Here is a 21,985-nt window from a genome sequence, read left to right as displayed (position 1 = left end):
ACGCCCGGTTACATTCCGAACCCGGAAGCTAAGCCTCACAGCGCCGATGGTACTGCAGGGGGGACCCTGTGGGAGAGTAGGACGCCGCCGAACTATTTTTGAATGGGAAACCCCCGCACCTTATGGTGCGGGGGTTTTCTGCGTTCCAGGGTTACGACATTCCGGGTTACGACATTCCATGGTTACGACGGGCTCACCAATTTCGTGTCGTACGCCAGGATCACCGCCTGCACCCGGTCCCTCGCCCCCGTCTTCGCGAGGATGCGGCCCACGTGTGTCTTCACCGTGGATTCCGCGAGGTGCAGGCGGTCGGCGATCTCCGCGTTCGTCCAGCCCCGGCCGATGACCGTCAGGATCTCCCGCTCGCGATGGGTGAGCGACGACAGGCGCGGGTGGTCCGCCGGGTCCGTGGGTGCCGCGTCGGGTGCCGGCAGTTGGTCCGCGTACGCGTCGAGGAGGCGGCGGGTCAGGCTCGGGGCCACGATCGCGTCTCCCGAGGCGACGGCACGGATGCCGGAGAGGAGGTCCTCGGGCAGCGCGTCCTTGATGAGGAAGCCGGACGCTCCGGCCCGCAGCCCCGCGTACGCGTACTCGTCGAGGTCGAACGTCGTCAGGATCAGGACGCGGGTGCGGGCGCCCGACGCGACGATGCGGCGGGTCGCCTCGATGCCGTCGAGGCCGGGCATGCGGATGTCTATCAGGACGACGTCCGGGCGGAGTTCGGCGGTCATGCGGACCGCCTCGGCGCCGTTGCCGGCCTCGCCCGCGACCGTCATGTCGTCCTGGCTCTCCAGGAGCATGCGGAAGCCGAACCGCTGCATGGGCTGGTCGTCGACGATGAGCACGGTCGTCACGGTGTTTCGGTGTCCTTCGGGAGGTGGAGTCGGACCCGCCAGCCGCCCGGCGGGCCGGGGCGCGGCCCCGCGTCAAGTGTGCCGCCGTACAAGGCCGTTCGCTCGCGCATTCCGGTGAGGCCGCGTCCCGTAGGGGAGTCAGGGGCGCCGCCCGTACCCGTGTCCGTCACCTCGACCGTGACGGCGCCGTCCGCGTAGGTGACGTCGACGGTGGCCGTGGCGTCGGGGCCGCCGTGCTTCAGGGTGTTCGTCAGGGCCTCCTGCACCACGCGGTAGACGGTGAGTTGCCGGCCCGCGGTGACGGGGTCGAGGCCGGGGTGGCCGTTCACCGTGCTCTGGACCGGCAGGCCCGCCGCCCGTACGCCGTCGATGAGGTGGGCCAGATCGGTCAGGGCGGGCTGTGGGGCGAGGTGGGCCGCCTCGGGCGCGTCGTCGCGCAGGACGTCCAGGAGGCGGCGGAGTTCGGCGAGGGCCTGGCGGCTGGTGGTGCCGATGGCGTCCAGGGCCTGCGCGGCGCGCTCGGGGGACTTGGCGGCGGCGTACGAACCGCCGTCCGCGAGACCCGTGATGACGGAGAGGTTGTGGCCGATGATGTCGTGCATCTCCCGGGCTATGCGGGTGCGTTCGGCCGCGGCGGAGAGCTGGGCCTGCTGGTCGCGTTCGACCTCGAGACGGTGGGCGCGTTCGACGAGGGCGCGGGTGTGGTCCTGGCGGGAGCGGACCGCGATGCCCGCGAGCGTGACGACGAGGAAGGACCAGATCTGCGGGACGATCAGCTGGTCCCAGCTGTCGCGCGGATAGATGAAGGCGCAGACCGCCATGGGCGGCACCGTCATCGCGGCTGCCGCCCCCAGGGTCCTCAGGGGCAGGCGCAGCGCGATGGTGAAGACCACGACGAACTGGATGAGCGCGGCCTGCAGCCAGGCGCCCGTCCAGTTGCTGGCCATGGTCGTCGCGCTCATCACGGCGAGTGCGTACAGGGGGTGGCGGCGGCGCCACAGCAGTGGCACGGAGAGGCCGAGGCTCATCACGATGATCGGCCCCTGCGCCACGTCGGGGTTGGCCGCGGTGCTGCGCCAGCCGCCGGCGCCGTCGGTGAGGGCGGCGATGACGAAGAAGGCCGTGACCAGGGCGTCCCAAACCAGCGGGTGACGCCGGTCGAAGGCGCGTACCCGCTGGGTGGAGCGCTGGAGGTGCCGGGTGAGGGGGTGGGGCTGGGGTTGGGGCGTCGTCACGGGCTCATCTTCGTGCACGGGGATATGGCCGTCCGGAGTTCGGCCGGCGTCATACGTCCCGCCGCTTGAGCAGTACGGACGCCGCGGCGATGATCGCGGCGGCCCAGAGGGTGAGGGCGATCAGGGCCGTGCCCGGTGCGACGGTGTTCTCCACCCGGGCGACGGAGCCCAGCGAACTCGCCGCCTGCGCCGGGAAGTGCCTGATCACGCTGTCCACGGCGCCGAACGGCAGCATCGAGAGGACCTCGGGCAGGATCAGGACCGCGCCGACGAACGCGCCGATGGCGCCGGGTACGGAGCGCAGCAGCGCGCCGAGGCCGAGGGCGATGAGGCTGAGCAGGGTGATGGCCAGGGCGCTGGTCGTGAGGGCGCCGAACACCCCGGAGTCGGCGAGGGACAGCTTCTTGTCGGTGTCCGCGAGCCAGATCTGGGCGGCGAGGAAGGTGACGACGTTCGTCACGAGGGACAGCGTGAAGGCGACCGCGGTGAAGACGCCGGCCTTGGCCCACAGCACGGGGAGCCGGGTGGGGACGGCCGAGAGGGACGCCCGGATCATGCCCGTCGAGTACTCGCCCGCGGTGACGAGGATGCCGAGGACGGCGAGGCAGATCTGGGAGAGCTGGGTGCCGAAGAGGGTGAAGACGACCGTGTCGATCTCGGCGTCGTCGCCGTCGTAGGTGGCACCCATCATGATGCCGACGGAGAGGACGAGGGCGGCGGCGGTGATCAGGGTGATCCAGGTCGAGCGGAGTGTCCACAGCTTGTGCCATTCGGAGCGGAGGACGCCCTTGGGGCTCAGGCGGTAGGGGGAGGGAGCGGTGCGGGGCAGCGTGGCGTCGTGGAGGTCGAGGGTGCTCATGCCGTGGCGCCTTCCGGCTGGTGACGGGTGGTGTGGGCGGTACTGGCGCTGGTGCCGGTGGAGGCCGCGTAGTCGACCGAGTCGCGGGTGAGGTCCATGAAGGCCTGTTCCAACGAGGCGGTCTGCGGGGTGAGTTCGTACAGCGGGATGCCGTGGGCGGCGGCGGTGCGGCCGATGTGTTCGGCGTCCGTGCCGCGCACGTCGAGGACGCCGGGGGAGTCGGCGGAGAAGGTGACCCCGTGGCTCGCGAGCAGTTCGGTCAGCCGGGTCGCCTCCGGGGAGACGACCTTGACGGATCCGGTGCCCGACTCCCGTACGAACCGTTCGACGGTGGTGTCCCTGAGGAGGCGGCCCCGGCCGATGATGATCAGGTGTTCGGCGGTCAGCGCCATCTCGCTCATCAGGTGGGAGGAGACGAGGACCGTACGGCCTTCCGCCGCAAGGGACTTGAGGAGATTGCGGATCCACAGGACGCCCTCGGGGTCGAGGCCGTTGACGGGCTCGTCGAGGATGATCGTGGCCGGGTCGCCGAGCAGGGCGGCGGCGATGCCCAGGCGCTGGCCCATGCCGAGCGAGAAGCCCTTGACCCGGCGGCGGGCGACCTCGTGGATGCCGGCGAGCTCGAGGACCGCGTCCACCCGGCTCCTCGGGATGGAGTGGGTATGGGCGAGCGCCATCAGGTGGTGGTACGCGGAGCGGCCCGGGTGCACGGAGCGGGCCTCCAGGAGGGCGCCCACCTCGTGCAGGGGCGCGGGGTGGGCGGCGTAGGCGCGGCCGCCGACGGTGGCGCGGCCGCGGGTGGGGGCGTCGAGGCCGAGGAGCATCCGCATGGTGGTGGATTTGCCCGCGCCGTTGGGGCCGAGGAAGCCGGTGACGGTGCCGGGGAGCACCTCGAAGCCGAGGTCGTCGACGACCGTTCTGGCGCCGTAGCGTTTGGTGAGTCCGTATGCGCTGATCATGTGGTCGATGGTGTCGCTCACGGGCGTACGGATCGTCGGACCGGGGGCGGGACGTGTGGGCCCGGGGTAGTACCCGGGTACGACGGCGACCCTGAGACGAGCGGAGCCTGAGACGAGGGTTACGTTGCGTCGGCGCGGGGTGTCGCTGAGGATCTGGCCATGGATCATGAGTACGTGGTACGGGCCGTGCGCGGCGAGGAGTGGCCGCAGGTACGGGAGTTGCGGTTGGCCGCGCTGCGGGATCCGGCGGCGCCGGTCGCCTTCCTGGAGACGTACGAGAGGGCCGCGGCGGAGTCGGACACCTTCTGGCGGGAGCGGGCGTCGAGTGCCTCGCGGGGGGAGTCCGTCCGGCAGTTCGTGGCGGAGGGGCCGGGTGGCGTGTGGGTCGGCTCGGTGACCGTGCTGGTCGAGGAGGCCGGGGCGGACGACGTGTTCGGCGGGGCGGTCGAGGCGCGGCAGGCTCATCTCGTGGGGGTCTATGTGCGCCCGGAGCACCGGGGCGTCGGCGCGACGGACGCGTTGTTCGAGGCGGCGGTCGCGTGGGCGTGGTCCCTGGCGGGCCTGGAACGGGTGCGGCTGTTCGTCCACGAGGGCAATCCGCGGGCCCAGGCCTTCTACCGGCGGTTCGGGTTCGTGCCCAGCGGGGTGGTCGTGCCGGTGCCGGGTGATCCCTTTGCGCGGGAGTACGAGTGGGTGCTCACGCGGGGGTGAGGGGTGGGGCCGCGCGTCCAGGGGGCAAGGGGTGGGGCGTCGTGGGACGGGCTTCAGGGGGTGGGCAGCTCGGCGTCGGGCCAGCGGGATCTGGCCTGTTCCCGGGAGCGGAGCAGGGCCAGGGTGGGCAGGCCCCGGTCGGCGCCGGTGGCGAGCAGGTCGGGCAGCTGCGGCAGCGGGGCCACCGCGGCGACGTCCTCCAGGACGAACGTCATTGGTGGGTCGAGGCGACCGGAGGATGACCGTTCGGCCATGCGCCGGCCGCGCTCGACCACGCTGGAGGCGAGTGCCGTCAGGAGGGGCATGGCACCCGGGCCCTGATGGGATCGGGGATCCTCGATCGCCTCACCCACCACAAAAAGCGTGCCCCCTTCATCGATGAAGGAATCCAGGGTGAGGGCATCAGTTCGGTTCGGCGTGCAGGATTCCCGTACGTGGACGGTGAAGAGGGCGGAGAGGGCGCGGGCGGTCAACTCCTGCGCGATGTCGCGCCGTTCGGGATACGCGGTGAGGGCCGCCTCCAGCTCGCCCGCGGCGCCGGACGACGCCTTGGGGTGGGTACGGAGGATGCGTACGGCCTCTTGCACCTGGGTGCCCTGCGACCAGCGGTGCACCGCCTTCACCGGCTTGTCGCCGACCGCGGCGGCGTGCAGGAAGCTGCGCAGCAGGAGCTGGGCCGTGTCGGCCACGGCCGAGTCCAGCTTCGCGGTGGGCCTTATCGGCGCGAGGAGGGCGGCGGCGCGCTGCTCGGCGGTGGCTGTGTCCTGGCAGCCGGTGGTGGGGGACCAGTGGAGGCGGGCCGGGGTGTCGCACAGGTGGGCGGGGTCGTAGAGGAGGACGGGGCCGAGCTTGGCGCGGGCGTCCTTCGTCTCCGCCCACAGGGTGGGGTCGGAGGTGAGGACGAGGGCGGCGCCCTCGGCGTCCTGGAGGGCCTCCACGGCGCGGGGGCGTCGCGCTGCGGGGTTTCCTAGGACCACGGGGCCTCCGTACGGGTGGGGCGGCTCCATGGTGCTGTTCTCCGCGCCTCCGGCGCGGGGGTCTCCGGCCAGGTGGGCCGGGACCGGGGTACCGTTCTCCGCGCCTCCGGCGCGGGGGCCTCCGGCCAGGTGGGCCGAGACCGGCGTACCGTTCTCCGCGCCTCCGGCGCGGGGCTCCCACCCGCCCGCCCTGCCGGCCTGGATCTCCGTGCCTCCGGCACGCGTCGGCGGGACCGAGCCTCCGGTCATCTCCGTGCCTCCGGCACGGGGCGGGTGGGCGGCGGCCTCGTACATCTCCGTGCCTCCGGCGTGCCCTTGCGGGACCGGGCCTCCGGTCACCCCCGTGCCTCCGGCACGCGTCGGCGGGACCGTGCCCGCACCCATCTCCGTACCTCCCGTACGCCCCGGCGGGACCGTGCCCGCGCCCATCTCCGTGCCTCCGGCACGCCCCGTCACCCCACCCGGCGTCGCCCCGGACTCCCTCCGATCCCTCCGTACCGCCCGCCACCTCGCCACCGTTCCCATCACGAAGATCGTCAGCACGATCAGGATCAGGAGTTGGCCGATGAACAGGCCCCAGAACAGGCCGTATCCGGAGAGTTGGTCCGGTGGGGTGTCGGGCCATGCGCCCGCCACGTCGTGGGGTGCCCCGGCCAAGTGGCGTACCGCCGGGGGCGTATGGCCGAAGGAGACCTTCTCCGGCCACGCGCCCCGCGCGAAACGCCCCGCGAGGTTCGTGGCGGACCAGACGAGGACCGTCGCGCCGAGTAGGAAGGCGAGGAAGCCCACCAACAAGCCGTCGGGAACGCCCCGTTGGGAGCGGGGGCCACGCGCGCCGTAGGGGCCGTCGGGATCCGCCGGACCCCGCCCGTGCGGGGACCGCCCCCGCTCCCAGTCATCCCGCATGCTGCTCCATGTACGCCGCCCGCTTCTCCGCCTCCAGCTCGGCCGCCCGCATCGCGTCGTCGACCGGGACGTCGTCGCCGTGGTGGTCGGCGGACGACTCGGTCATGGCGCGGTCGGTGAAGACCAGGGGGCGTTCCGTCTCCGTGATGAGGTGTTTGACCACTTGGACGTTGCCGTTGACGTCCCAGACCGCGATGCCGGGGGTGAGGGTTGGGATGATCTCGACGGCCCAGCGGGGCAGGCCGAGGACCCGGCCGGTGGCCCGCGCCTCGTCCGCCTTCTGGGCGTAGATCGTCCGCGTGGACGCCATCTTCAGGATCGCCGCCGCCTCCTTGGCCGCCGCGCCGTCCACCACGTCGCTCAGGTGGTGGACCACCGCCACGAAGGACAGGCCGAGACGGCGGCCGAACTTCAGCAGGCGCTGGAACAGCTGGGCGACGAAGGGGGAGTTGATGATGTGCCACGCCTCCTCCACCAGGAAGATGCGCTTCTTGCGGTCGGGCCGGATCCACGTGTGTTCCAGCCAGACGCCGACGATCGCCATCAGGATCGGCATCGCGATGGAGTTGCGGTCGATGTGCGAGAGGTCGAAGACGATGAGGGGGGCGTCGAGGTCGATGCCGACCGTGGTCGGGCCGTCGAACATGCCGCGCAGGTCACCGTCGACCAGCCGGTCGAGGACGAGCGCCACGTCCAGGCCCCAGGCCCGCACGTCGTCTATGGCCACGTTCATCGCCTCGGCCGACTCCGGTTCGGGGTGGCGCAGTTGCTCGACGATGTCGGTGAGGACCGGCTGGCGCTCCACGATCGTCTCGTTCACGTACGCGTGCGCGACCTTCAGGGCGAAGCCGGAGCGTTCGTCCAGGCCGTGCCCCATCGCGACCTCGATGATCGTGCGGAGCAGCGCCAGCTGGCCCGTCGTCGTGATCGCCGGGTCCAGCGGGTTCAGGCGGATGCCCATGTCCAGGGCCGCCGTCGGGTCGAGCCGGATGGGGGTTATCCCCAGCTCCTGGGCGATGAGGTTCCATTCGCCGACGCCGTCCTCACCCTGTGCGTCGAGGACGACGACCTGCCGGTCCTTGAACCTCAACTGCCGCAGGACGTACGTCTTCTCCAGGGCCGACTTGCCGTTGCCGGACTCGCCGAGCACCAGCCAGTGCGGGGCCGGCAACTGCTGCCCGTACAGCTGGAACGGGTCGTAGATGTACCCCTTGCCGGAGTACACCTCGCGCCCGATGATCACGCCCGAGTCGCCGAGGCCCGGCGCGGCCGTCGGGAGGTAGACCGCCTGGGCCTGCCCCGTCGACGTACGCACCGGAAGCCTGGTCGTCTCGACCTTCCCGAAGAGGAAGGCGGTGAAGGCGTCCGTGAGGATGGTCAGCGGATCCCGCATCTGGGCAGCCTGCCTCTACGTCTAGCGTCGGATGCCGGTCGCGAACGGCAGCGTGTTGACGAAGGCCCTGTGGTGCTCGCGGTCGCACCACTCCAGCTTGAGATACGACTTGCCGGCGGAGGCGCGGATGGTGCGCTTGTCGCGCGCGAGCGCCTCCGGGGAACGGGAGGAGACCGTGATGTAGCCGACCAGGTTGACGCCCGCGGCGCCGCTCGCCAGGTCCTCGCCGCGCTGGTCCAGGCGGGAGTGCGAGGCGATGTCGCGGGGGTCGACGGTGCGGTTCATCTTGGCCTGGCGGCTGGCCTCCGCCTCGTCATTCGTCTTCTCGGTCAGCATCCGCTCGATGGCGACCTCGGTGGGTTCGAGGTCCATCGTCACGGCGACCGTCCTGATGACGTCCGGGGTGTGGACGAGCAGGGGAGCGAGGAAGTTGACGCCGACGGGCGTCATCGGCCACTCCTTCACCCACGCCGTGGAGTGGCACCAGGGGGCGCGGGTGGAGGATTCGCGGGTCTTCGCCTGGAGGTAGGTGGGCTCCACGGCGTCGAGCTCGGCGGGCCAGGCGTTGCGCTTCGTCATCGCCTGGATGTGGTCGATGGGGTGGTCCGGGTCGTACATGGAGTGGACCAGGGACGCGAGGCGGCCCTGGCCGAGCGGCTGGCGGACCCGGATGTCGGCCTCCTGCAGCCGCGAGCAGATGTCGGTCAGCTCGCGGGCCATGACGACGGCGAGACCGGCGTCCTTGTCGAGCTTGCGGCCACCGGACGGGCGGGCCGCGCGGGCCATCGCCTGCGCCTCGGCGGCCAGGTCGCGGGAGTAGTGCATGCACGCGACGAGGTAGGCGCGGTGCTGCTCGCTGCTGGTCGACACCATCGACTGCAGCTGGTCGTACGACTGCTGCAGCCAGGGCAGCGCCCGGTCGTCGCCGCGCTGGCTGACGTCCTTGGCGTGCGCGTCGGGGTCGGCGGGCAGCGTACGGGCGAGCATCTGCAGGCGGGTCACGAAGCCGTCGCCGTTCGCGACGTGCTTGAGCAGCGTCCCGAACCGGTCGACGAGCGCCTCCTGGTCCTCGGAGTCGCGCAGGCCCACGCCCGGGCCCTCGATCTCGATGGCGGCGGTGACGGTCCGCCGGTCGGCGTGCAGCAGCACGGCGATCTCGTCGGGGCCGAACGGTGCGGCGAGCCAGTTGATCCGGCCGATGCCGGGCGGCGGCCCGACCTCGACCTCCCGCCCGTCGAGCCGGATGCCCGCCTCGGGGACGGCGGAGCGGTAGGCGGTGCCGCGCTTGAGGGAGCGCTTGTAACTGCGGTTGATCTCGAACCACTTGTAGAACGTCCGGCCCTTGTACGGGACGTACACGGCCGCGATGGCGAGCATCGGGAGGCCCGACAGCAGGACGATGCGCAGCGCGAGGACGGGGACGAGCAGCCCGCACATCATGCCGAGGAACGCCCCCACGATGATCAGGGCGATCTCCCCTGTCTCGCGGTTCTTGCCGACGATCGCGTTCGGCCGGGCGCGGCCGATCAGATATGTGCGGCGGGGCGCGACCGGCTGGGACAGGTGGGACTGGGTCGTCAACGCCCTTCACCTCCCGAGCGGTTGGTACTGCCTGGCGTGCTGCTGGTGCGGGAGCCGCCGCGGTTGCCCGCGTGCGGCGTGTCCGTCGCGCTGCTGCGCGGCGGGGGTGCGGCGGAGGGGACGGCTCCGCCGCCGTTCGAGGGGCCGCGGCCACCGGTGGGGCGGCTGCTGTGTGCGGCGACACCGGCGCCCGCGGTGTTGGCGGGACGCGCCTGGCCGGTGCTGCCGCCCTGGTTGCCGCCTCCGCTGCCGTTGCCCCGGGCGCTGTGGGTCTTGATGCCCTGGGAGACGAGGGAGGCGGGGGAGCTGATGACGGCGGCGGCCTTGTTCTCGGCGCCGCGCATGATGCGGTTGTTGCGGGAGCCCGCGATCTCGTCGCCGAAGCCGGGGACGAAACGGTAGATCATGGCGCTCGCGAAGATGGCGAGCAGGATGATCGAGAGCCCGGAGACGACCGCGGAGAAGGCGTCGGGCCCGTCGTCGGCGGAGAGCGCGCCGGCGAGCCCGAGCACGATGACGATGATGGGCTTGACCAGGATCACCGCGATCATGATCCCGGCCCAGCGGCGCACGTGCGACCAGAGGTTCTTGTCGACGAGGCCGGCGTAGACGACGGTGCCGAGGAGCGCTCCTACGTAGAGGAGCGCCGCCCTGATGACCAGCTCCAGCCAGAGGATGCCGGCGGCGAGGATCGACACGAGCGAGACGACGATCAGCATGATCGGTCCGCCGCCGATGTCGTCACCCTTCTTCAGCGCCCCCGAGAACGTCCCGAAGAACGTGTCCGTCTGCCCGCCCGTCGCCTTCGCGATGACGTCGGTGACGCCGTCGGCCGCCGAGACGACGGTGTAGAGGATGAGGGGCGTGAAGGCGGAGGCGAGCACGGTGAGCCAGAGGAACCCGATGGCCTCGGACAGCGCGGTGGTCAGCGGCACGCCGCGGACGGCGCGCTTGGCGACCGCGAGGAGCCACAGGAGCAGCGTCAGGATGGTCGACGCGGCGAAGACGACGGCGTACTGCTGGAGGAACTTCGGGTTCGTGAAGTCGACGTTCGCGGTGTCCTTGACGGCGTCGGAGAGTTTGTCGACGGTCCAGGAGGCGGCGTCGGCGCAGCCCTTCGCCAGGGAGCTGAGGGGGTCCAGGGAGTCGGGGAGGGGGTTGTCGGTGGGGTATTTGCCGTCGCCGGTGCTGCTTCCGCCGGTCTCGCCTTTTTCGCAGTACTTTTTGGCGGGGCCGTGGATGAGGTCACAGGAGTCGTTCCCGGGGTCCGGCGCGGCGAAGGCCCGCGTCGCGAGGAGGACTGCCGCGGTCTGCACGGCTGCGACGGTCGTGCTGAGGCGGAGTACACGGCGGCTACCGGGCATAGGTGAACCCTCCGTATCCTTCGACCGCCTTCGCGATCTCGTCGGAGTTGGATGCGCGGTCGTCGCCCGGGACCGGGGCGGGACCGTCCTTCTGGGAGTGCGTGACCGCTTTCCAGTCACCGTTGATCCACTCCAGCTTCATGGTGATGGTGAACCAACTGTTGGTGACCGGCTTGGTGGACTTCTCCCCGGCCAGCCCGAGCAGGCCGCTGCACCAGACCTCGACGGACGCCTTGCCGTCCGAGAACTCGGTGACCTTGGTGCCGATCGGAGTCGTACGAGAGACGAACTGGTAGCCCTTCGGGGTCGAGCCGTCCTCGTTCAGTCCCACGTTCTTGAAGAACGGTGCGGTGTACGCCCTGTCGAGCTCGGCCTGGAACTTGGCGACGCTGGACGGGGCCATCACGGTGTTGAGGATCGCGTTGCGCTTGTTCTTGTCGAACATCTCGGCGGAGCCGAGCGGCACGGCGAAGTTCGCCGCCGCGCTCTGGGCACCCTGCTCGGTCTTGGGGAACCCTGCGGCGATCCCCCCGTTCTTCCCCCCCACCGGCCTCTCCCCGGAGGGAGCCGTGGAGGCCGCCTCCGGTTTCTTGCCGTCACCGCCCTCCGCAGAGGAATCGTCCCCGCCCCGGTTGGCGAACGCGATCGCCGCGATCAGGAGGACCACGACCCCCACGACCGTGACCAGGCTCCGCGAGGACGTCCGCCCGCCGGAGCGGGAGGATCTGCGCCCGCCGCCGTAGACGTCGTCACCCGCTCCCTCCCCCTCGGGAAGCCGCGTCCGGGTCTCCCCGGAGCCACCGAAGAAGAGGCCGTCGTTCCGCTCGTCGTCGGGACTCATGCCGCGTACGCCCCCTCAACCTCTCGCTGAACCGTCACGCAGGACACGTATGACGGTAGCCGTGCTGGTTCCCGCGCGGGCGCGGTGTGGTGACTCGACATCAGGGAGTTGCAACCTCAGCCGGTGGGCACGACGGATGGGTGGGGGAGTGGGGACAGGGGAGTGGGAGACGGGTGTGGGGGACAGGTGTGGGGACGTGGCGGGGGGACGTGGGCGGGCGGGGCGCGAACGGGGGACCGGTGCCCGCGCCCGGCCGTACTAGACCGCCATGCCGTAGACGATCGTGAAGAGCGTGCCGAGCGAGCCGATGATGAAGACGCCGGTCAGCCCGGCGATGATCAGGCCCTTGCCCTGCTCCGCGCTGAAGGTGTCGCGCAGCGCCGTCGCGCCGATGCGCTGCTTCGCGGCGCCCCAGATCGCGATGCCAAGACAGAGGAGGATCGCGATGGCCATCACGACCTCGATCATCACGCGTGCCTCGTTGCCCAGGCTCCCGAAGGGACCCCAGTCGGGGGCGATCCCGCCGATGATGGTGGTGATGTCGCCCTTTTCGGCTGCCATAAGCATGTGTAACTCACCGCCCCTAGTGGGTTGTTCTGCCACCTCTGCCTACCTCGGTACAGAGGACAGCTCATTCTCGCCGACAATAGGGCCCGCGCATGTCGCCTTGGCGCCATTCGTTGGCTGACTTCGTGCGGTTCAGCGCACGCGACGTCTGGTTACTCTGTGTATCACGCGGTACGACGCCGGGCAATGACGGCCCGGCGTGCCTCTGACCAGGTGTTACGGCGGTGGCCCAGATCCGGCATGACGGGGGGTCATGGAGTGGGTGAGGGTGTCGCGAAAGGTTCCATGAAACGGACTGAACCCCTGTGACCGGTGGTGGCTCCGGTCACAGGGGTCCTGGGCTGTCTCAGCCGCTGGGCTGCCGCGTCAGCCCGCGGGGGAGTCGCTCACCTTGGCGACCGGGCCGATGGACAGCTTGCCGCCGCTCGAACCGTCGCTCACCGGCATGGTCCCGGCGGGCCACGAGACGGTGACCGTCTTCGTCTCGTTCGGCGGGGTCACGAGGATGTTGGTGATGCGGACGCCGGAGCCGCCGCTGGTGTTGGCCGGGAACGTGATGTTGAAGGCCGCGGACTCGCCGTCCTTGAGGATGTCGGGGTGGGTCTGCTCGCCGTTGCGGTCCACGGACATGGTGTCGCCGGTGGCGGTCTTCAGGTCCACGCCCGCGTAGCCGCTGATGGAGCAGTCGCGGCCGCCGCCGTTCTTGAACGCGACGGTGACGACGCCCTCGGTCTTGTCGGTGGAGTTGTCGACGGCGGACACCTCCAGCTCGTCGCTGCGGCAGATGTCGACCTTGCCGCCCTTGTTCGAACCGGTGCCGGCGACGGTGCCCTGGCCGCTGTCGTTGCCGCCGCTCCCGCTCCCGCTCCCGCTCCCGTTGCCTCCGTTGCCGCCCTTCTCGCCGGAGGAGCCGCCGGAGCCGCCGCTGCTGTTCGCCGGGACGCTGGCGGAACCCCCGGAGCTCCCGGAGGCCGCGTCCGCGCTGCCGTTGTCGTCACCGTTGCAGGCGGTCAGGCCGAACGTGCCGATGAGGGCGAGGCCGGCGAGCAGGGTCTTGGTGGCGTGGGCGTGCAGCTTCATGACGATCCCCGTGAGTGAGTGTGAGTAGGTGGCCGCCGTGTCGTCCGGCCTGGTGAACAGCGAAGCCGGTGCCGTCCGGGCGGGGCAAGGATCGCCGGGGGATCAGAAACGCTGGAACGGCCAAACGGGCTCTGAGCTGGGGATATGGGCTCTGCCTGGGATGGCCTCGTGGGACGCGGTGTCGGTCAGCGATCGGTTTCCGGCGCCCCGTACCAGCGCCACTCCGTACGGCGGGGGTGGCCCGGGAGTTCGCCGCGGCCCGTCGCCCAGAGGAGGGTCGGCCAGGGGGCGGGGTCCGTCGGGGCGTCCGGGAAGAGGCGGGTCAGGACGCGGGCGCAGAGGTCGGCGGGCGGGGTCCAGGCGCCAGGGGCGCCGAGGCCGGTCACGATGTCGTACGTGTGGACCAGGATCTCCACGACGGCCATCGCGGCGAAGCCCGCGGGGTCGGAGGCGCCCCAGCCGTGCGGGGCGCGGGTCGTGGGGGGTGTGGCGGTGACCGTGTCGGCGAGCAGGGTGGCGCCGGACTCGACGGCGTGGAACAGGGCGTCGACGTCGGTGGGGGTGTGGTGGCTCGGGGGTGTGGCGTTCGGGTCCAGCTGTGCGGTCAGCTGCGCGGCGTATCCGTAGAGGTCGTCCGCGAGGTGGGCGAGGGTTTGGCAGCAGTTCCAGTCGAGGGGGCCGGCCTTCGCGTTCCAGTCCGCTTGGGTGGTGGTTGTGGCTTTACGGAGTGCGGGGAGCGCGAGGCGGACGGCGCGGCCGATGTCCGCGGCGGTGATGCCTCCGCCGTCCACCAAGTGGTCGAACTCGCCTGCCTGTACGCCCAGTACGAAGGCGTCCCACTTCCTCCGGGTCGTCGTGACGACGTTGTCGGGGTCGCTGGTCTCGCGGAGGTAGACGGCGTCGGGGTCGGCGCCGTCGGTGTCCGCGCCGAAGGCGATCTCGATCCAGGGGCCGGGGCCCTGCTCGTCCTCGGGGGCGGCGCGGGTCCAGTCGAGGCCGGCGGGGATGTGGGGGCGGGGTGTCGTCTCGTCGGTCATGGTCGGGGTTCTCCGAAGGCGTACGGGGGCGTGGCGGCTGCGCTTGGGGTTCGGTGGTGGGGTGCGGGGCGCCTTGGGCGGGGGTCTGCGCCTGCTGTCCGTTTGTGGGTGCGGGGCCGCGGGGGTATGTCCGTACTCGCCATCCACTGTTCGCCACGCCTCGCGGACAATTTTGCTATTGCCGGCTCGGTGCTCCGTGCGGACATACCCCCACGTCCCCTCCCGTCTCGTACGCGGGCGCGGGCCGGTGGGCGGTACGGAGCGGGGCCGCCGATTTTTGTGGGCGCGTGGGTTCATGGTGCTCCTCTGGCGACGTCACTGGGCCTGCCCGGCAACTGCCCCCTTACGACCGAGACTTCCATGACCGCAACCGTAGCGGTGACCTGGATCTGCAACCCCGAGCATTGTTACGTCACGCCCGCCTCCCCGTGGCGAGGTGCCTAGTCGCGTTCTGCGCGTTCCGCGCGGCGGGGGCCGGTTGTGGTGGAGGCTGCCGCGCCCGTCAGCCACAGGGCCGCCGCCACGACCGCCGCCGACGTGCTGTCGGAGGCGTGCAGGGACCAGGCCCAGGGCTCGGGGGAGTTGTCGCTGCCGACCCCGAGCAGCAGGGTGGGGCCGAACATCGCCAGGGGCGGCAGCCAGGCGAGGCCGCTGCCGAAGAGGGCGGCGCCGAGCATGCCGAGGCCCAGGTAGCCGACCGCGTTGCGGGCCGCCGACGCGTAGACCTCGGCCGTGGCGCCGGCCAGCAGGGGCAGGGCCGTCAGGCCCAGGGCCAGGGCGAGCAGGGCGACGACGTACAGGGCGCGGTGGCGGTGCATCGGCTGGGCCGCCGTGTGTTCCAGGTCCGCCATCGGGGAGAACAGCGTCGTGGCCAGGATCACCGCGTGGGCGAGCGGCACGATCTCCGCCACCGGGACGCTGAAGTCGACCAGGTAACGGAACTCCGGTACCGCCACCCGCTGGCCCGCGAAGGCCGTCGCCGCCAGGGACACGAGCAGGGCCACGCCCGCGGCGCGGGGCAGGCCTCGGCAGCGTAAGAAGGCGGCTGCCGGGCCCATGGCGTTCGCCGTGGCTGCCGTCGTCCCGGTCCGGGCGGTCAACGGGGGAGCTCCGGTACCGGCTCGCAGGCGCGGATCGACCGGGCCGAGGCTTCGATCCAGGCGTCCTGCTGCGGGCGCGGGGCGCCGGTGATCCGTTCCAGGGCGCGGCCGAACTCCTCGCCGTAGTACTCGCCGGGCGCCCCGACGCGGGAGCGTACGGCCGCCTCGAAGAGGAAGGTGTCGGGGTAGCCGCCGGCCGTCTTGAGGATGTGCGGCTCACACTTCGGTGACCTGGGCTGGGGGAGCGCCGCGGCGAACATCGCGTCCGTCAGGTCCGCCTGGCTCTCCGCCGGTGTCATCAGGGGGAGTTCGGCGGTGGCGCCCGGCGGGCGGGTGAGGCCGTCGGCGTAGAAGGCGCGGTTGAGGCCGGACAGGGTGCCGAGGCCGGCGTCGACGGTCCGTACCGCCGCGCGGGCCTGCGGCAGCAGGTGGCGGTCCTCGGGCCACAGGCACACCTTGGTGCGGCCGCTGTCGGCGCAGAGCGGCCGTGCGGGCTGTTCCTTGCGCACCGCCCAGTACGAGTCGGGCGCCGGCGTGCGGAACGCCACGAGTGTGCCGCCCGCGGCCAGCGCGACCACCGCGAGCGCGCCGACGGCGAGCGGGTGGGGCGTGAGCGCGGCGCGGCGCCACAGCGCGGGGAGCGCGGTCACGGCCAGGCCGAACGCCAGGCACCAGGCGACGGCGACCAGCATGCGGGTCGTGTTCGGCGCGAACTCCGAGCTCCAGAACTCGTCTATCGCCGGGAACAGCTTGTCCAGCGGGGTGTCGGGGACGAACGCGACGAGGACGAACAGGCCGTACCAGAACACCCCCGCGAAGGGCGCGACCACGCGCGAGGGAAGGGCCGAACCAACGGCGACGCCGACGGCGATCTGCAGGCCCATCATCGCGGCGCCGAGCAGCAGCGGTGCCCAGGCGGGTGCGGTGACGTCGCTGACTTCGGCGGTACGGGAGAAGGCGACGGCGGTCAGTACGGCGTACGCGATCAGGGACCACAGCCATACCGCGAGCCAGAGCAGCAGCGCCTGCGACCAGCCGCCGCGGGCCGCGGTGTCCGCCCAGGCCCGGGTGCGGTGCCGGAAGGCGCGGCCCGCGCCCCACGCGGCCGCGGCGCTCATCACGGAACCCATCACGATCACCGAGAAGAGCTGGACCTGGAGGCTGGTCTGGGTCCACCAGCCGATCCAGTCGCTCTCGCCGGGGCTCTCGGAGGTGAAGTAGTAGACGCCGACGGCGCCCATGAGGGCGGCGGCCCACTTGGCCTCGCCGCGGCGCATCTCGGTCAGCAGGACGCGCATCAGCCCGCCACCGCTTCCGCGCCCGCCAGGTGCAGGTATCCGGCTTCCACGGCTGCTCCGTCGACCTCGGGGCCGGCACCAGCACCGTCGGCCGTGGCGCCGGCCGGCAGGGCGCACAGTTCCGCGACCGTCCCCGTGAAGCGGACCGTGCCCTCCAGGAGGACGGCGACCCGGTCGCACACGTGGGCCACGTCCTCGGCGAGGTGCGTGCTCATCACCACCGCGCACCGGTCGCCCAACTCCTGGATGAGGGACCGGAATCCGACCCGCTGGGCCGGGTCGAGCCCGACCGTCGGCTCGTCGAGGAGGACCAGGGAGGGCTCGTTGACCATGGCCTGCGCGATGCCGACGCGGCGCAGCATGCCGCCCGACAGGGCGCCCATCCTGCTGCCGGCGTGCTTCTCCATCTGCACCAGACGCAACGCCTCGACCGCTCGCTCGCGGCGTCGGGCCGTCGGCACCTTGCGCAGCCAGGCCGCGTACTCGGTGAACTCCAGGACGGTGAAGCGGGGATAGAACCCGAAGGACTGCGGCAGCACCCCGATCCGCTGCCGCAGGCGGCGCACCCGCGCACGCCCGGGGTTCTCCTCGCCGAGGAGGGTGATCGCGCCGGTCTGTGGCCTGCGCGCCGTGCTGAGGAGGGACAACAGGGTGCTTTTTCCGGCCCCGTTGGGGCCCAGCAGCCCGGTGACCCCGGCCGGGAAGGTGAGGGAGACGTCGTCGAGGGCGGTCGTCCTGCCGTACCGGACGGTGACGCCCGCGACCGCCGCGACCGGCTGGGAGCCGGTCGCGGCGGCGCTGTGGGGAGTGCTCACGTGAGTCCTGAGTCCTGAGTGCTCGATCAGTTCTGGGCGTTCACGTAACCGTAGGCCCGGCTGCCGGGGATGCCCGCCCAGGTGGCCTTGGTGTAGTACTTGCCACCGGTGCTGGTCCCCTTGTAGCCACCGCAGCCGTAGCCCTGCTTGTAGCTGCGGGACGTGCTGGTGATCTTCGGGTCAGGACGGAAGCTCTTGTCCTGGTAGATGTACGCGCTGAACGTCCGCGTGTCGTTCACCGGCACATCGCCGCACGCCTTGGCGTGACCGCTGCTCTTGCCCTTCCAGCGGTCACCGTCCTCCTTGCTCCCCGCGGTGGAGACGGCGAACGGGAGCCTGCTCCCGCTTATCTCCGCGGCCACCGCGCTCACAGTGGGCACGCCGATGGCGACAGCCGCCAGCGCCCCCACGACCGCGAACTTGCGCTTCCCCGTCAAACGCTTGCGCATGAACTCTCCTAAAACGACGACCAGTTGGTCGTGTCTGCTTGGTCGTCGATCACGCTAGATGAGGGAGCGATCATTTGCAGGTCAATTTCGTGGCTGTGCCGTTGATCACGGTGGCGACGGTGCGCCCCGACTGTTGTCGCTCGCTCCACCCCCTCGGCGTACCGGGCCTCTACACTGAGCGCCGGTGGGCTACCGGCGGGTGAGGGGTGGTTGACGGTGCGTAAGGCGTGGTTGGTCGCGTCCGTCGGGATCGGTGGTGCCCTCGGCTTCATCGCGCTGCTCGTCGTCGGGACGTACATGGCCGCGGGGAGCCTCGCGGGCGGGTCCGGGGGCGAGACCGTCGGGCTTGCCAAGGGGGCCGTGCCGGCGACGTACCAGCCGATCGTGCAGAAGTGGGGCAACCTCTGCAAGGCGATCAACCCCGCGCTGCTCGCCGCCCAGCTCTACCAGGAGAGCGGCTTCAACCCGCGCGCCAAGAGCCCCGCGCAGGCGCTGGGGATAGCGCAGTTCATCCCCGGCACCTGGGCCGCGCACGGCGTCGACGGCGACGGGGACGGCGACCGGGACGTCTGGGACCCGCAGGACGCCATCCCGTCCGCCGCCTCGTACGACTGCAAGCTCGCCGGGTACGTGAAGGACGCCCCGGGCAACCCGACCAAGAACATGCTCGCCGCGTACAACGCGGGCGCCTACGCCGTCATCAAGTACGGCGGCGTGCCGCCCTACAGCGAGACGCAGAACTACGTGAAGACCATCACCGACCTGTCGAAGAGCTTCGCGCGGCCCGTCGGCCGGGTCGCGCCCTCGCAGCAGGCGGCCGCGGCCATCTACTACGCGCAGAAGAAGCTCGGCACGCCCTACCTCTGGGGCGGCAACGGCACCGCCGACCAGAACGGCCGCTTCGACTGCTCCGGGCTCACCCTCGCCGCCTACCGCTCCGTCGACATCACGCTGCCGCGCGTCGCCAACGACCAGTACAACGCGGGACCGCACCCCAAGCGGGCCGAACTGCTCCCCGGCGACCTGGTGTTCTTCTCCGACGACCTCACCAATTCGCGCGCCATCCGGCACGTCGGGATCTACGTCGGCGGTGGCTACATGATCAACGCTCCGCGGCCCGGCGCCGTGATCCGCTTCGACCCGATCGACACCCCGGACTATTTTGGCGCGACCCGTGTCACCGCCGACGGGGCCAAGGCCTTGCCGGAGAAGCCGTCCGAGGTCTGAGGACGCCGCGAGCGGGGGCGTGCGGAGGCGAGCGCGGGGCGTGAGGTGGCTTGAACTCTCCGTCAGAACATCCCCCTGAGCTGCGGCGACGAGTCTCTCTTCGGTAACGTCTCAGTGATCTTTCAGTGGAGAGTGGAACGTAGGGCGGGGTGCTGGGCGTTCCCTGGACTGGACCGACCACGGGGGTTGATGGGACGGGCGTACAACAACGTGCGCCCATGGGCTAGGAGACAAGGGGCCGCAGCGCCATGGCTGGACTCGATGAATCCGGGTCGAACCCCGACGTCAGCCTGCTCTACGACATCAACGGCCTGGCGAAGGACGCCCCGTCCTGGTTCGACCGCGCCATGGCGTTCGTGGGGGAGTACGGGCTGCTGCTCGCCCTCGTGCTGCTCGTGGTCTGGTGCTGGTGGGGCCAGCGCCGCCGGGCGACCCTTGACGACGCCGCGTCCTCCGTCGCCGCCGTCGTGTGGGCGCCGCTCGCCGCCGGGATCGCCGTCCTGGTCAACATCCCCATCCGCGGCTTCGTGGAGCGGCCCCGCCCGTTCCGCGACCACCCCGGCCTGGAACTCCTCGCGGACGGCAAGAACGACTACTCGTTCGTGAGCGACCACGCGACGCTCGCCATGGCCGTCGGCGCCGGACTCTTCGTCGCCCACCGCAAGTTCGGGCTGGTCGGCCTCGGCCTCGCCGCCGTGGAGGGCTTCTGCCGGGTCTTCATGGGCGTGCACTACCCGACGGACGTCGTCGGCGGCTTCGCGCTCGGCACGGCCGTCGCGCTGCTCCTCTCGCCGCTCGCCATGGCGCTGCTCACGCCGCTCGCCAAGGCGGTCGGGCGGACCCGGCGCGCCGGGTGGCTGGTGTGGGACCGGAAAGTCGCCCCTGTCGCCGCGCCGCTGACCGGGACGGCGTCCCCGTCGCCGGCGCAGTCCGCCGCCGACCCCGACGAGCGGGACCTCGCCGCCTGACCCGCGCGAGCGGCCGCCGCGGGCCCGCCGGATCACCGGATCACCGTCAGGCTCGCCTACAGCGCCTACAGCGCCTACAGCGCCTACAGCGCCTACAGCGCCTACAGCGCCTACAGCGCCTACAGCGCCTGCGGGAAGTCGAAGAACCGCCCCGGGTCGTACTGCTTCTTCAGCTTCTTCAGGCGCGGCGCCGCGGCCCCGTAGTACGCCTCGCGCCAGTTCGTCAGCGTCGCGTCCGTGTAGTTCTGGTACGCCGCTCCCGACGCGTACCGCCCCATCGCCCCATGGGCCTTTTTCAGCCACGCCTGTGCGGGCTTGCCGGAGGTGCCCGCCCGCCACGACGCGATGTACTGCGCCAGCATCCGCGAGCGGCGGTGCACGAAGGCCGTCGCCGTCGGGTCGACGCGGTTGACCGCGCCGCCGAGCGCGGTCAGCGCGATGCTGCCGCCACTGGCCCCCGTCACGTTCTCGATCTGCGACAGCAGCGCGCGGATGCCCGCCGCCGACAGGGAACGGTCGAAGAAGTCCGAGGCGGCCGCGTACGTCTCGCGCTGCAGGGCGCCCGTCGCGGTCCGGCCCGGCGTCGCGCCGGGCAGGTGGCACTGGGCGTCCGTCGCGAAGGACGAGCAGCCCGCGTACACCTCCATCGACTCCTCGTACGTACGCCGCTTCAGGGAGACGCTGCGCGCCGGTGCGCCGATCCTGTCGGCGAGCCGGTCGACGGCGTTCTGCAGCTCGCCGTAGGTGCCGAGCGAGAAGCACGCCACGGAGACGGTGGGCGTGCCGCCGGGGGTGTTGGCCAGGTGCAGGGAGGACCAGATCTCGTCGGGCTGGTCGGGGCCCCACTGCTGCCACGCCTTGACGACGGCGGCCGCCTTCGACCAGGGCCAGGTCATGTACGCGGAGACGCCCTGGGGCGCGGCGTGCGTACGGTACGTCAGCTCGGTCACCACGCCGAAGTTGCCGTTGCCCGCGCCGCGCAGCGCCCAGAACAGGTCCTTGTTCTCGGACGCGGAGGCGGTGAGCTGCTTGCCGTCCGCCGTGATCAGCGTGGCGGAGGTGAGGCTGTCGCAGGTCAGACCGTACGCGCGGGAGACCACGCCGTGGCCGCCGCCGAGGGTGAGCCCGGATATGCCGACGGTCGGGCAGGAGCCCGCGGGGATGGTGACGCCCTTCGCGGCGAGCGAGCGGTAGACGTCGATGAGCTTGGCGCCGCCGCCTGTCGTCGCCGTGCTCCCGCTCGCCCGTATCTTGCTCAGCTTCGACACGTCGATGACGAGGCGGCCGGTGCCGGAGGACCAACCCGCGTAACTGTGCCCGCCGTTGCGGATCGCGATTGGGGTGTGGTGGGCGCGGGCGTACGCGAAGGCGGTGCGGATGTCGTCCGGGTGCGCGACGTAGGCGACGGCGGTCGGCTTCAGGTCGTCGTAGCGCGTGTTGTAGAGCTGACGGGCCGCCGCCCACTTCGCCTCGCCGGGCTGGACGAGGATGCCGTCCAGGTCACGGGCGAGCGCCTTGAGGGAGGCGGGGGCGGAGGCCGCTGCGGTGGCGGTTCTGAGGGCGGTGCCGCCGGTGCCGGTGCCGCGTGACGCGGTGCCGGTCGTGGTACCGGTCGCGGTGCCGCTCGTGCCGGAACCGCCGCTGGTGCAGCCCGCGACCGTGGCGGCCGCGAGTGTGGCCGCCGTTGTGCCGATGAACGTCCGTCGTTGCATCCGTCGTTCCATGACGCGCCTCCCGTTGCTTCCCGGAGAACGAGACGGTGTG

At 71.4% G+C, this 21,985-nt stretch carries 20 protein-coding genes and 1 rRNA gene; 4 read left to right on the top strand and 17 right to left on the bottom strand.

Translation table 11 applies throughout. From position 1 onward, the window contains the following. Positions 1–93, top strand: a 5S ribosomal RNA gene (gene rrf / locus ACZ6CV_RS19580); the annotation flags it as partial. 89 nt (positions 94–182) lie between these two features. Here the strand turns inward: rrf and ACZ6CV_RS19575 are convergent. The 4 genes from ACZ6CV_RS19575 to ACZ6CV_RS19560 are packed head-to-tail and all read right to left on the bottom strand — an operon-like array spanning position 183 to position 3,907. Further along, complete coding sequence (locus ACZ6CV_RS19575; protein ID WP_469251998.1) at positions 183–854, bottom strand: response regulator; 672 nt, start codon at positions 852–854, stop codon at positions 183–185. Beyond that, positions 851–2,089: a sensor histidine kinase gene (locus ACZ6CV_RS19570; protein ID WP_469251997.1), complete on the bottom strand. Its 1,239-nt coding sequence runs from the start codon at positions 2,087–2,089 to the stop codon at positions 851–853. The genes ACZ6CV_RS19575 and ACZ6CV_RS19570 overlap by 4 nt, the downstream gene beginning before the upstream one ends. 49 nt (positions 2,090–2,138) lie before the next feature. Further along, positions 2,139–2,948 (bottom strand): ABC transporter permease, encoded by an 810-nt coding sequence (locus ACZ6CV_RS19565; RefSeq protein ID WP_469251996.1) that lies wholly within the window; start codon positions 2,946–2,948, stop codon positions 2,139–2,141. Next, positions 2,945–3,907 carry an ATP-binding cassette domain-containing protein gene (locus tag ACZ6CV_RS19560; protein ID WP_469252030.1) on the bottom strand — a complete coding sequence of 321 codons (963 nt, stop codon included), beginning with the start codon at positions 3,905–3,907 and terminating at the stop codon, positions 2,945–2,947. The genes ACZ6CV_RS19565 and ACZ6CV_RS19560 overlap by 4 nt, the downstream gene beginning before the upstream one ends. Positions 3,908–4,066: 159 nt before the next feature. On the opposite strand from ACZ6CV_RS19560, the gene ACZ6CV_RS19555 reads away from it, so the two are divergent. Then, positions 4,067–4,618 carry a GNAT family N-acetyltransferase gene (locus ACZ6CV_RS19555; protein ID WP_469251995.1) on the top strand — a complete coding sequence of 184 codons (552 nt, stop codon included), beginning with the start codon at positions 4,067–4,069 and terminating at the stop codon, positions 4,616–4,618. Positions 4,619–4,671: 53 nt separating this feature from the next. On the opposite strand, the gene ACZ6CV_RS19550 is transcribed toward ACZ6CV_RS19555, so the two are convergent. The 12 genes from ACZ6CV_RS19550 to ACZ6CV_RS19495 form a co-directional block, all read right to left on the bottom strand. Beyond that, positions 4,672–6,501, bottom strand: coding sequence for a type IV secretory system conjugative DNA transfer family protein (locus tag ACZ6CV_RS19550; protein WP_469251994.1), 1,830 nt, complete (start codon positions 6,499–6,501; stop codon positions 4,672–4,674). Then, a complete protein-coding gene (locus ACZ6CV_RS19545) occupies positions 6,491–7,894 on the bottom strand; it encodes an ATP-binding protein (RefSeq protein WP_469251993.1) in 1,404 nt (467 codons plus the stop codon). The genes ACZ6CV_RS19550 and ACZ6CV_RS19545 overlap by 11 nt, the downstream gene beginning before the upstream one ends. 21 nt (positions 7,895–7,915) lie before the next feature. Further along, positions 7,916–9,475, bottom strand: coding sequence for an SCO6880 family protein (locus tag ACZ6CV_RS19540; RefSeq protein ID WP_355820321.1), 1,560 nt, complete (start codon positions 9,473–9,475; stop codon positions 7,916–7,918). Continuing rightward, positions 9,472–10,839 carry a hypothetical protein gene (locus ACZ6CV_RS19535; protein WP_469251992.1) on the bottom strand — a complete coding sequence of 456 codons (1,368 nt, stop codon included), beginning with the start codon at positions 10,837–10,839 and terminating at the stop codon, positions 9,472–9,474. Before ACZ6CV_RS19535 ends, ACZ6CV_RS19540 begins: the two co-directional genes overlap by 4 nt. After that, entirely contained in the window at positions 10,829–11,680 is an 852-nt protein-coding gene (locus ACZ6CV_RS19530) for a DUF8175 domain-containg protein (RefSeq protein WP_469251991.1), read from the bottom strand. Before ACZ6CV_RS19530 ends, ACZ6CV_RS19535 begins: the two co-directional genes overlap by 11 nt. A 258-nt stretch (positions 11,681–11,938) precedes the next feature. After that, positions 11,939–12,247: a hypothetical protein gene (locus tag ACZ6CV_RS19525; protein WP_055570172.1), complete on the bottom strand. Its 309-nt coding sequence runs from the start codon at positions 12,245–12,247 to the stop codon at positions 11,939–11,941. A 366-nt stretch (positions 12,248–12,613) separates the two neighbouring features. Next, positions 12,614–13,327 carry a DUF4232 domain-containing protein gene (locus tag ACZ6CV_RS19520; RefSeq protein WP_469251990.1) on the bottom strand — a complete coding sequence of 238 codons (714 nt, stop codon included), beginning with the start codon at positions 13,325–13,327 and terminating at the stop codon, positions 12,614–12,616. 185 nt (positions 13,328–13,512) lie between these two features. Beyond that, the gene (locus tag ACZ6CV_RS19515) at positions 13,513–14,364 is read right to left on the bottom strand and encodes a DUF397 domain-containing protein (protein ID WP_469251989.1); all 852 of its coding nucleotides are present in this window, start codon (positions 14,362–14,364) and stop codon (positions 13,513–13,515) included. A 440-nt stretch (positions 14,365–14,804) separates the two neighbouring features. After that, positions 14,805–15,464, bottom strand: a complete 660-nt coding sequence (locus tag ACZ6CV_RS19510; protein WP_469251988.1) for a hypothetical protein — start codon at positions 15,462–15,464, stop codon at positions 14,805–14,807. Further along, on the bottom strand, positions 15,461–16,762 hold the full coding sequence (locus ACZ6CV_RS19505; RefSeq protein ID WP_469251987.1) for a DUF7224 domain-containing protein: 1,302 nt from the start codon (positions 16,760–16,762) through the stop codon (positions 15,461–15,463). The genes ACZ6CV_RS19510 and ACZ6CV_RS19505 overlap by 4 nt, the downstream gene beginning before the upstream one ends. Further along, positions 16,762–17,577 (bottom strand): ATP-binding cassette domain-containing protein, encoded by an 816-nt coding sequence (locus ACZ6CV_RS19500; protein WP_469251986.1) that lies wholly within the window; start codon positions 17,575–17,577, stop codon positions 16,762–16,764. Before ACZ6CV_RS19500 ends, ACZ6CV_RS19505 begins: the two co-directional genes overlap by 1 nt. Before the next feature lie 26 nt (positions 17,578–17,603). Continuing rightward, positions 17,604–18,026: a hypothetical protein gene (locus ACZ6CV_RS19495; RefSeq protein WP_469251985.1), complete on the bottom strand. Its 423-nt coding sequence runs from the start codon at positions 18,024–18,026 to the stop codon at positions 17,604–17,606. A gap of 216 nt (positions 18,027–18,242) precedes the next feature. On the opposite strand from ACZ6CV_RS19495, the gene ACZ6CV_RS19490 reads away from it, so the two are divergent. Continuing rightward, the gene (locus ACZ6CV_RS19490) at positions 18,243–19,253 is read left to right on the top strand and encodes a bifunctional lytic transglycosylase/C40 family peptidase (RefSeq protein ID WP_362372013.1); all 1,011 of its coding nucleotides are present in this window, start codon (positions 18,243–18,245) and stop codon (positions 19,251–19,253) included. A gap of 248 nt (positions 19,254–19,501) precedes the next feature. Beyond that, complete coding sequence (locus ACZ6CV_RS19485) at positions 19,502–20,221, top strand: phosphatase PAP2 family protein (RefSeq protein WP_469251984.1); 720 nt, start codon at positions 19,502–19,504, stop codon at positions 20,219–20,221. 119 nt (positions 20,222–20,340) lie between these two features. On the opposite strand, the gene ACZ6CV_RS19480 is transcribed toward ACZ6CV_RS19485, so the two are convergent. After that, complete coding sequence (locus tag ACZ6CV_RS19480; protein WP_469252029.1) at positions 20,341–21,933, bottom strand: FAD-binding oxidoreductase; 1,593 nt, start codon at positions 21,931–21,933, stop codon at positions 20,341–20,343. Positions 21,934–21,985 lie beyond the last annotated feature (52 nt).

This window comes from Streptomyces sp. NPDC041713 (assembly GCF_055591085.1).
This window is presented reverse-complemented; position numbering and strand designations above follow the sequence as displayed.

Excerpts from the sequence above, each read along its gene's own strand:
- ACZ6CV_RS19525 (WP_055570172.1), bottom strand. The coding sequence starts at position 12,247 with ATGCTTATGGCAGCCGAAAAGGGCGACATCACCACCATCATCGGCGGG.
- ACZ6CV_RS19530 (WP_469251991.1), bottom strand. The coding sequence starts at position 11,680 with ATGAGTCCCGACGACGAGCGGAACGACGGCCTCTTCTTCGGTGGCTCC.
- ACZ6CV_RS19520 (WP_469251990.1), bottom strand. The coding sequence starts at position 13,327 with ATGAAGCTGCACGCCCACGCCACCAAGACCCTGCTCGCCGGCCTCGCC.
- ACZ6CV_RS19495 (WP_469251985.1), bottom strand. The coding sequence starts at position 18,026 with ATGCGCAAGCGTTTGACGGGGAAGCGCAAGTTCGCGGTCGTGGGGGCG.
- ACZ6CV_RS19550 (WP_469251994.1), bottom strand. The coding sequence starts at position 6,501 with ATGCGGGATGACTGGGAGCGGGGGCGGTCCCCGCACGGGCGGGGTCCG.
- ACZ6CV_RS19535 (WP_469251992.1), bottom strand. The coding sequence starts at position 10,839 with ATGCCCGGTAGCCGCCGTGTACTCCGCCTCAGCACGACCGTCGCAGCC.
- ACZ6CV_RS19560 (WP_469252030.1), bottom strand. The coding sequence starts at position 3,907 with ATGATCAGCGCATACGGACTCACCAAACGCTACGGCGCCAGAACGGTC.
- ACZ6CV_RS19505 (WP_469251987.1), bottom strand. The coding sequence starts at position 16,762 with ATGCGCGTCCTGCTGACCGAGATGCGCCGCGGCGAGGCCAAGTGGGCC.
- ACZ6CV_RS19565 (WP_469251996.1), bottom strand. The coding sequence starts at position 2,948 with ATGAGCACCCTCGACCTCCACGACGCCACGCTGCCCCGCACCGCTCCC.
- ACZ6CV_RS19555 (WP_469251995.1), top strand. The coding sequence starts at position 4,067 with ATGGATCATGAGTACGTGGTACGGGCCGTGCGCGGCGAGGAGTGGCCG.
- ACZ6CV_RS19485 (WP_469251984.1), top strand. The coding sequence starts at position 19,502 with ATGGCTGGACTCGATGAATCCGGGTCGAACCCCGACGTCAGCCTGCTC.
- ACZ6CV_RS19515 (WP_469251989.1), bottom strand. The coding sequence starts at position 14,364 with ATGACCGACGAGACGACACCCCGCCCCCACATCCCCGCCGGCCTCGAC.
- ACZ6CV_RS19545 (WP_469251993.1), bottom strand. The coding sequence starts at position 7,894 with ATGCGGGATCCGCTGACCATCCTCACGGACGCCTTCACCGCCTTCCTC.
- ACZ6CV_RS19480 (WP_469252029.1), bottom strand. The coding sequence starts at position 21,933 with ATGCAACGACGGACGTTCATCGGCACAACGGCGGCCACACTCGCGGCC.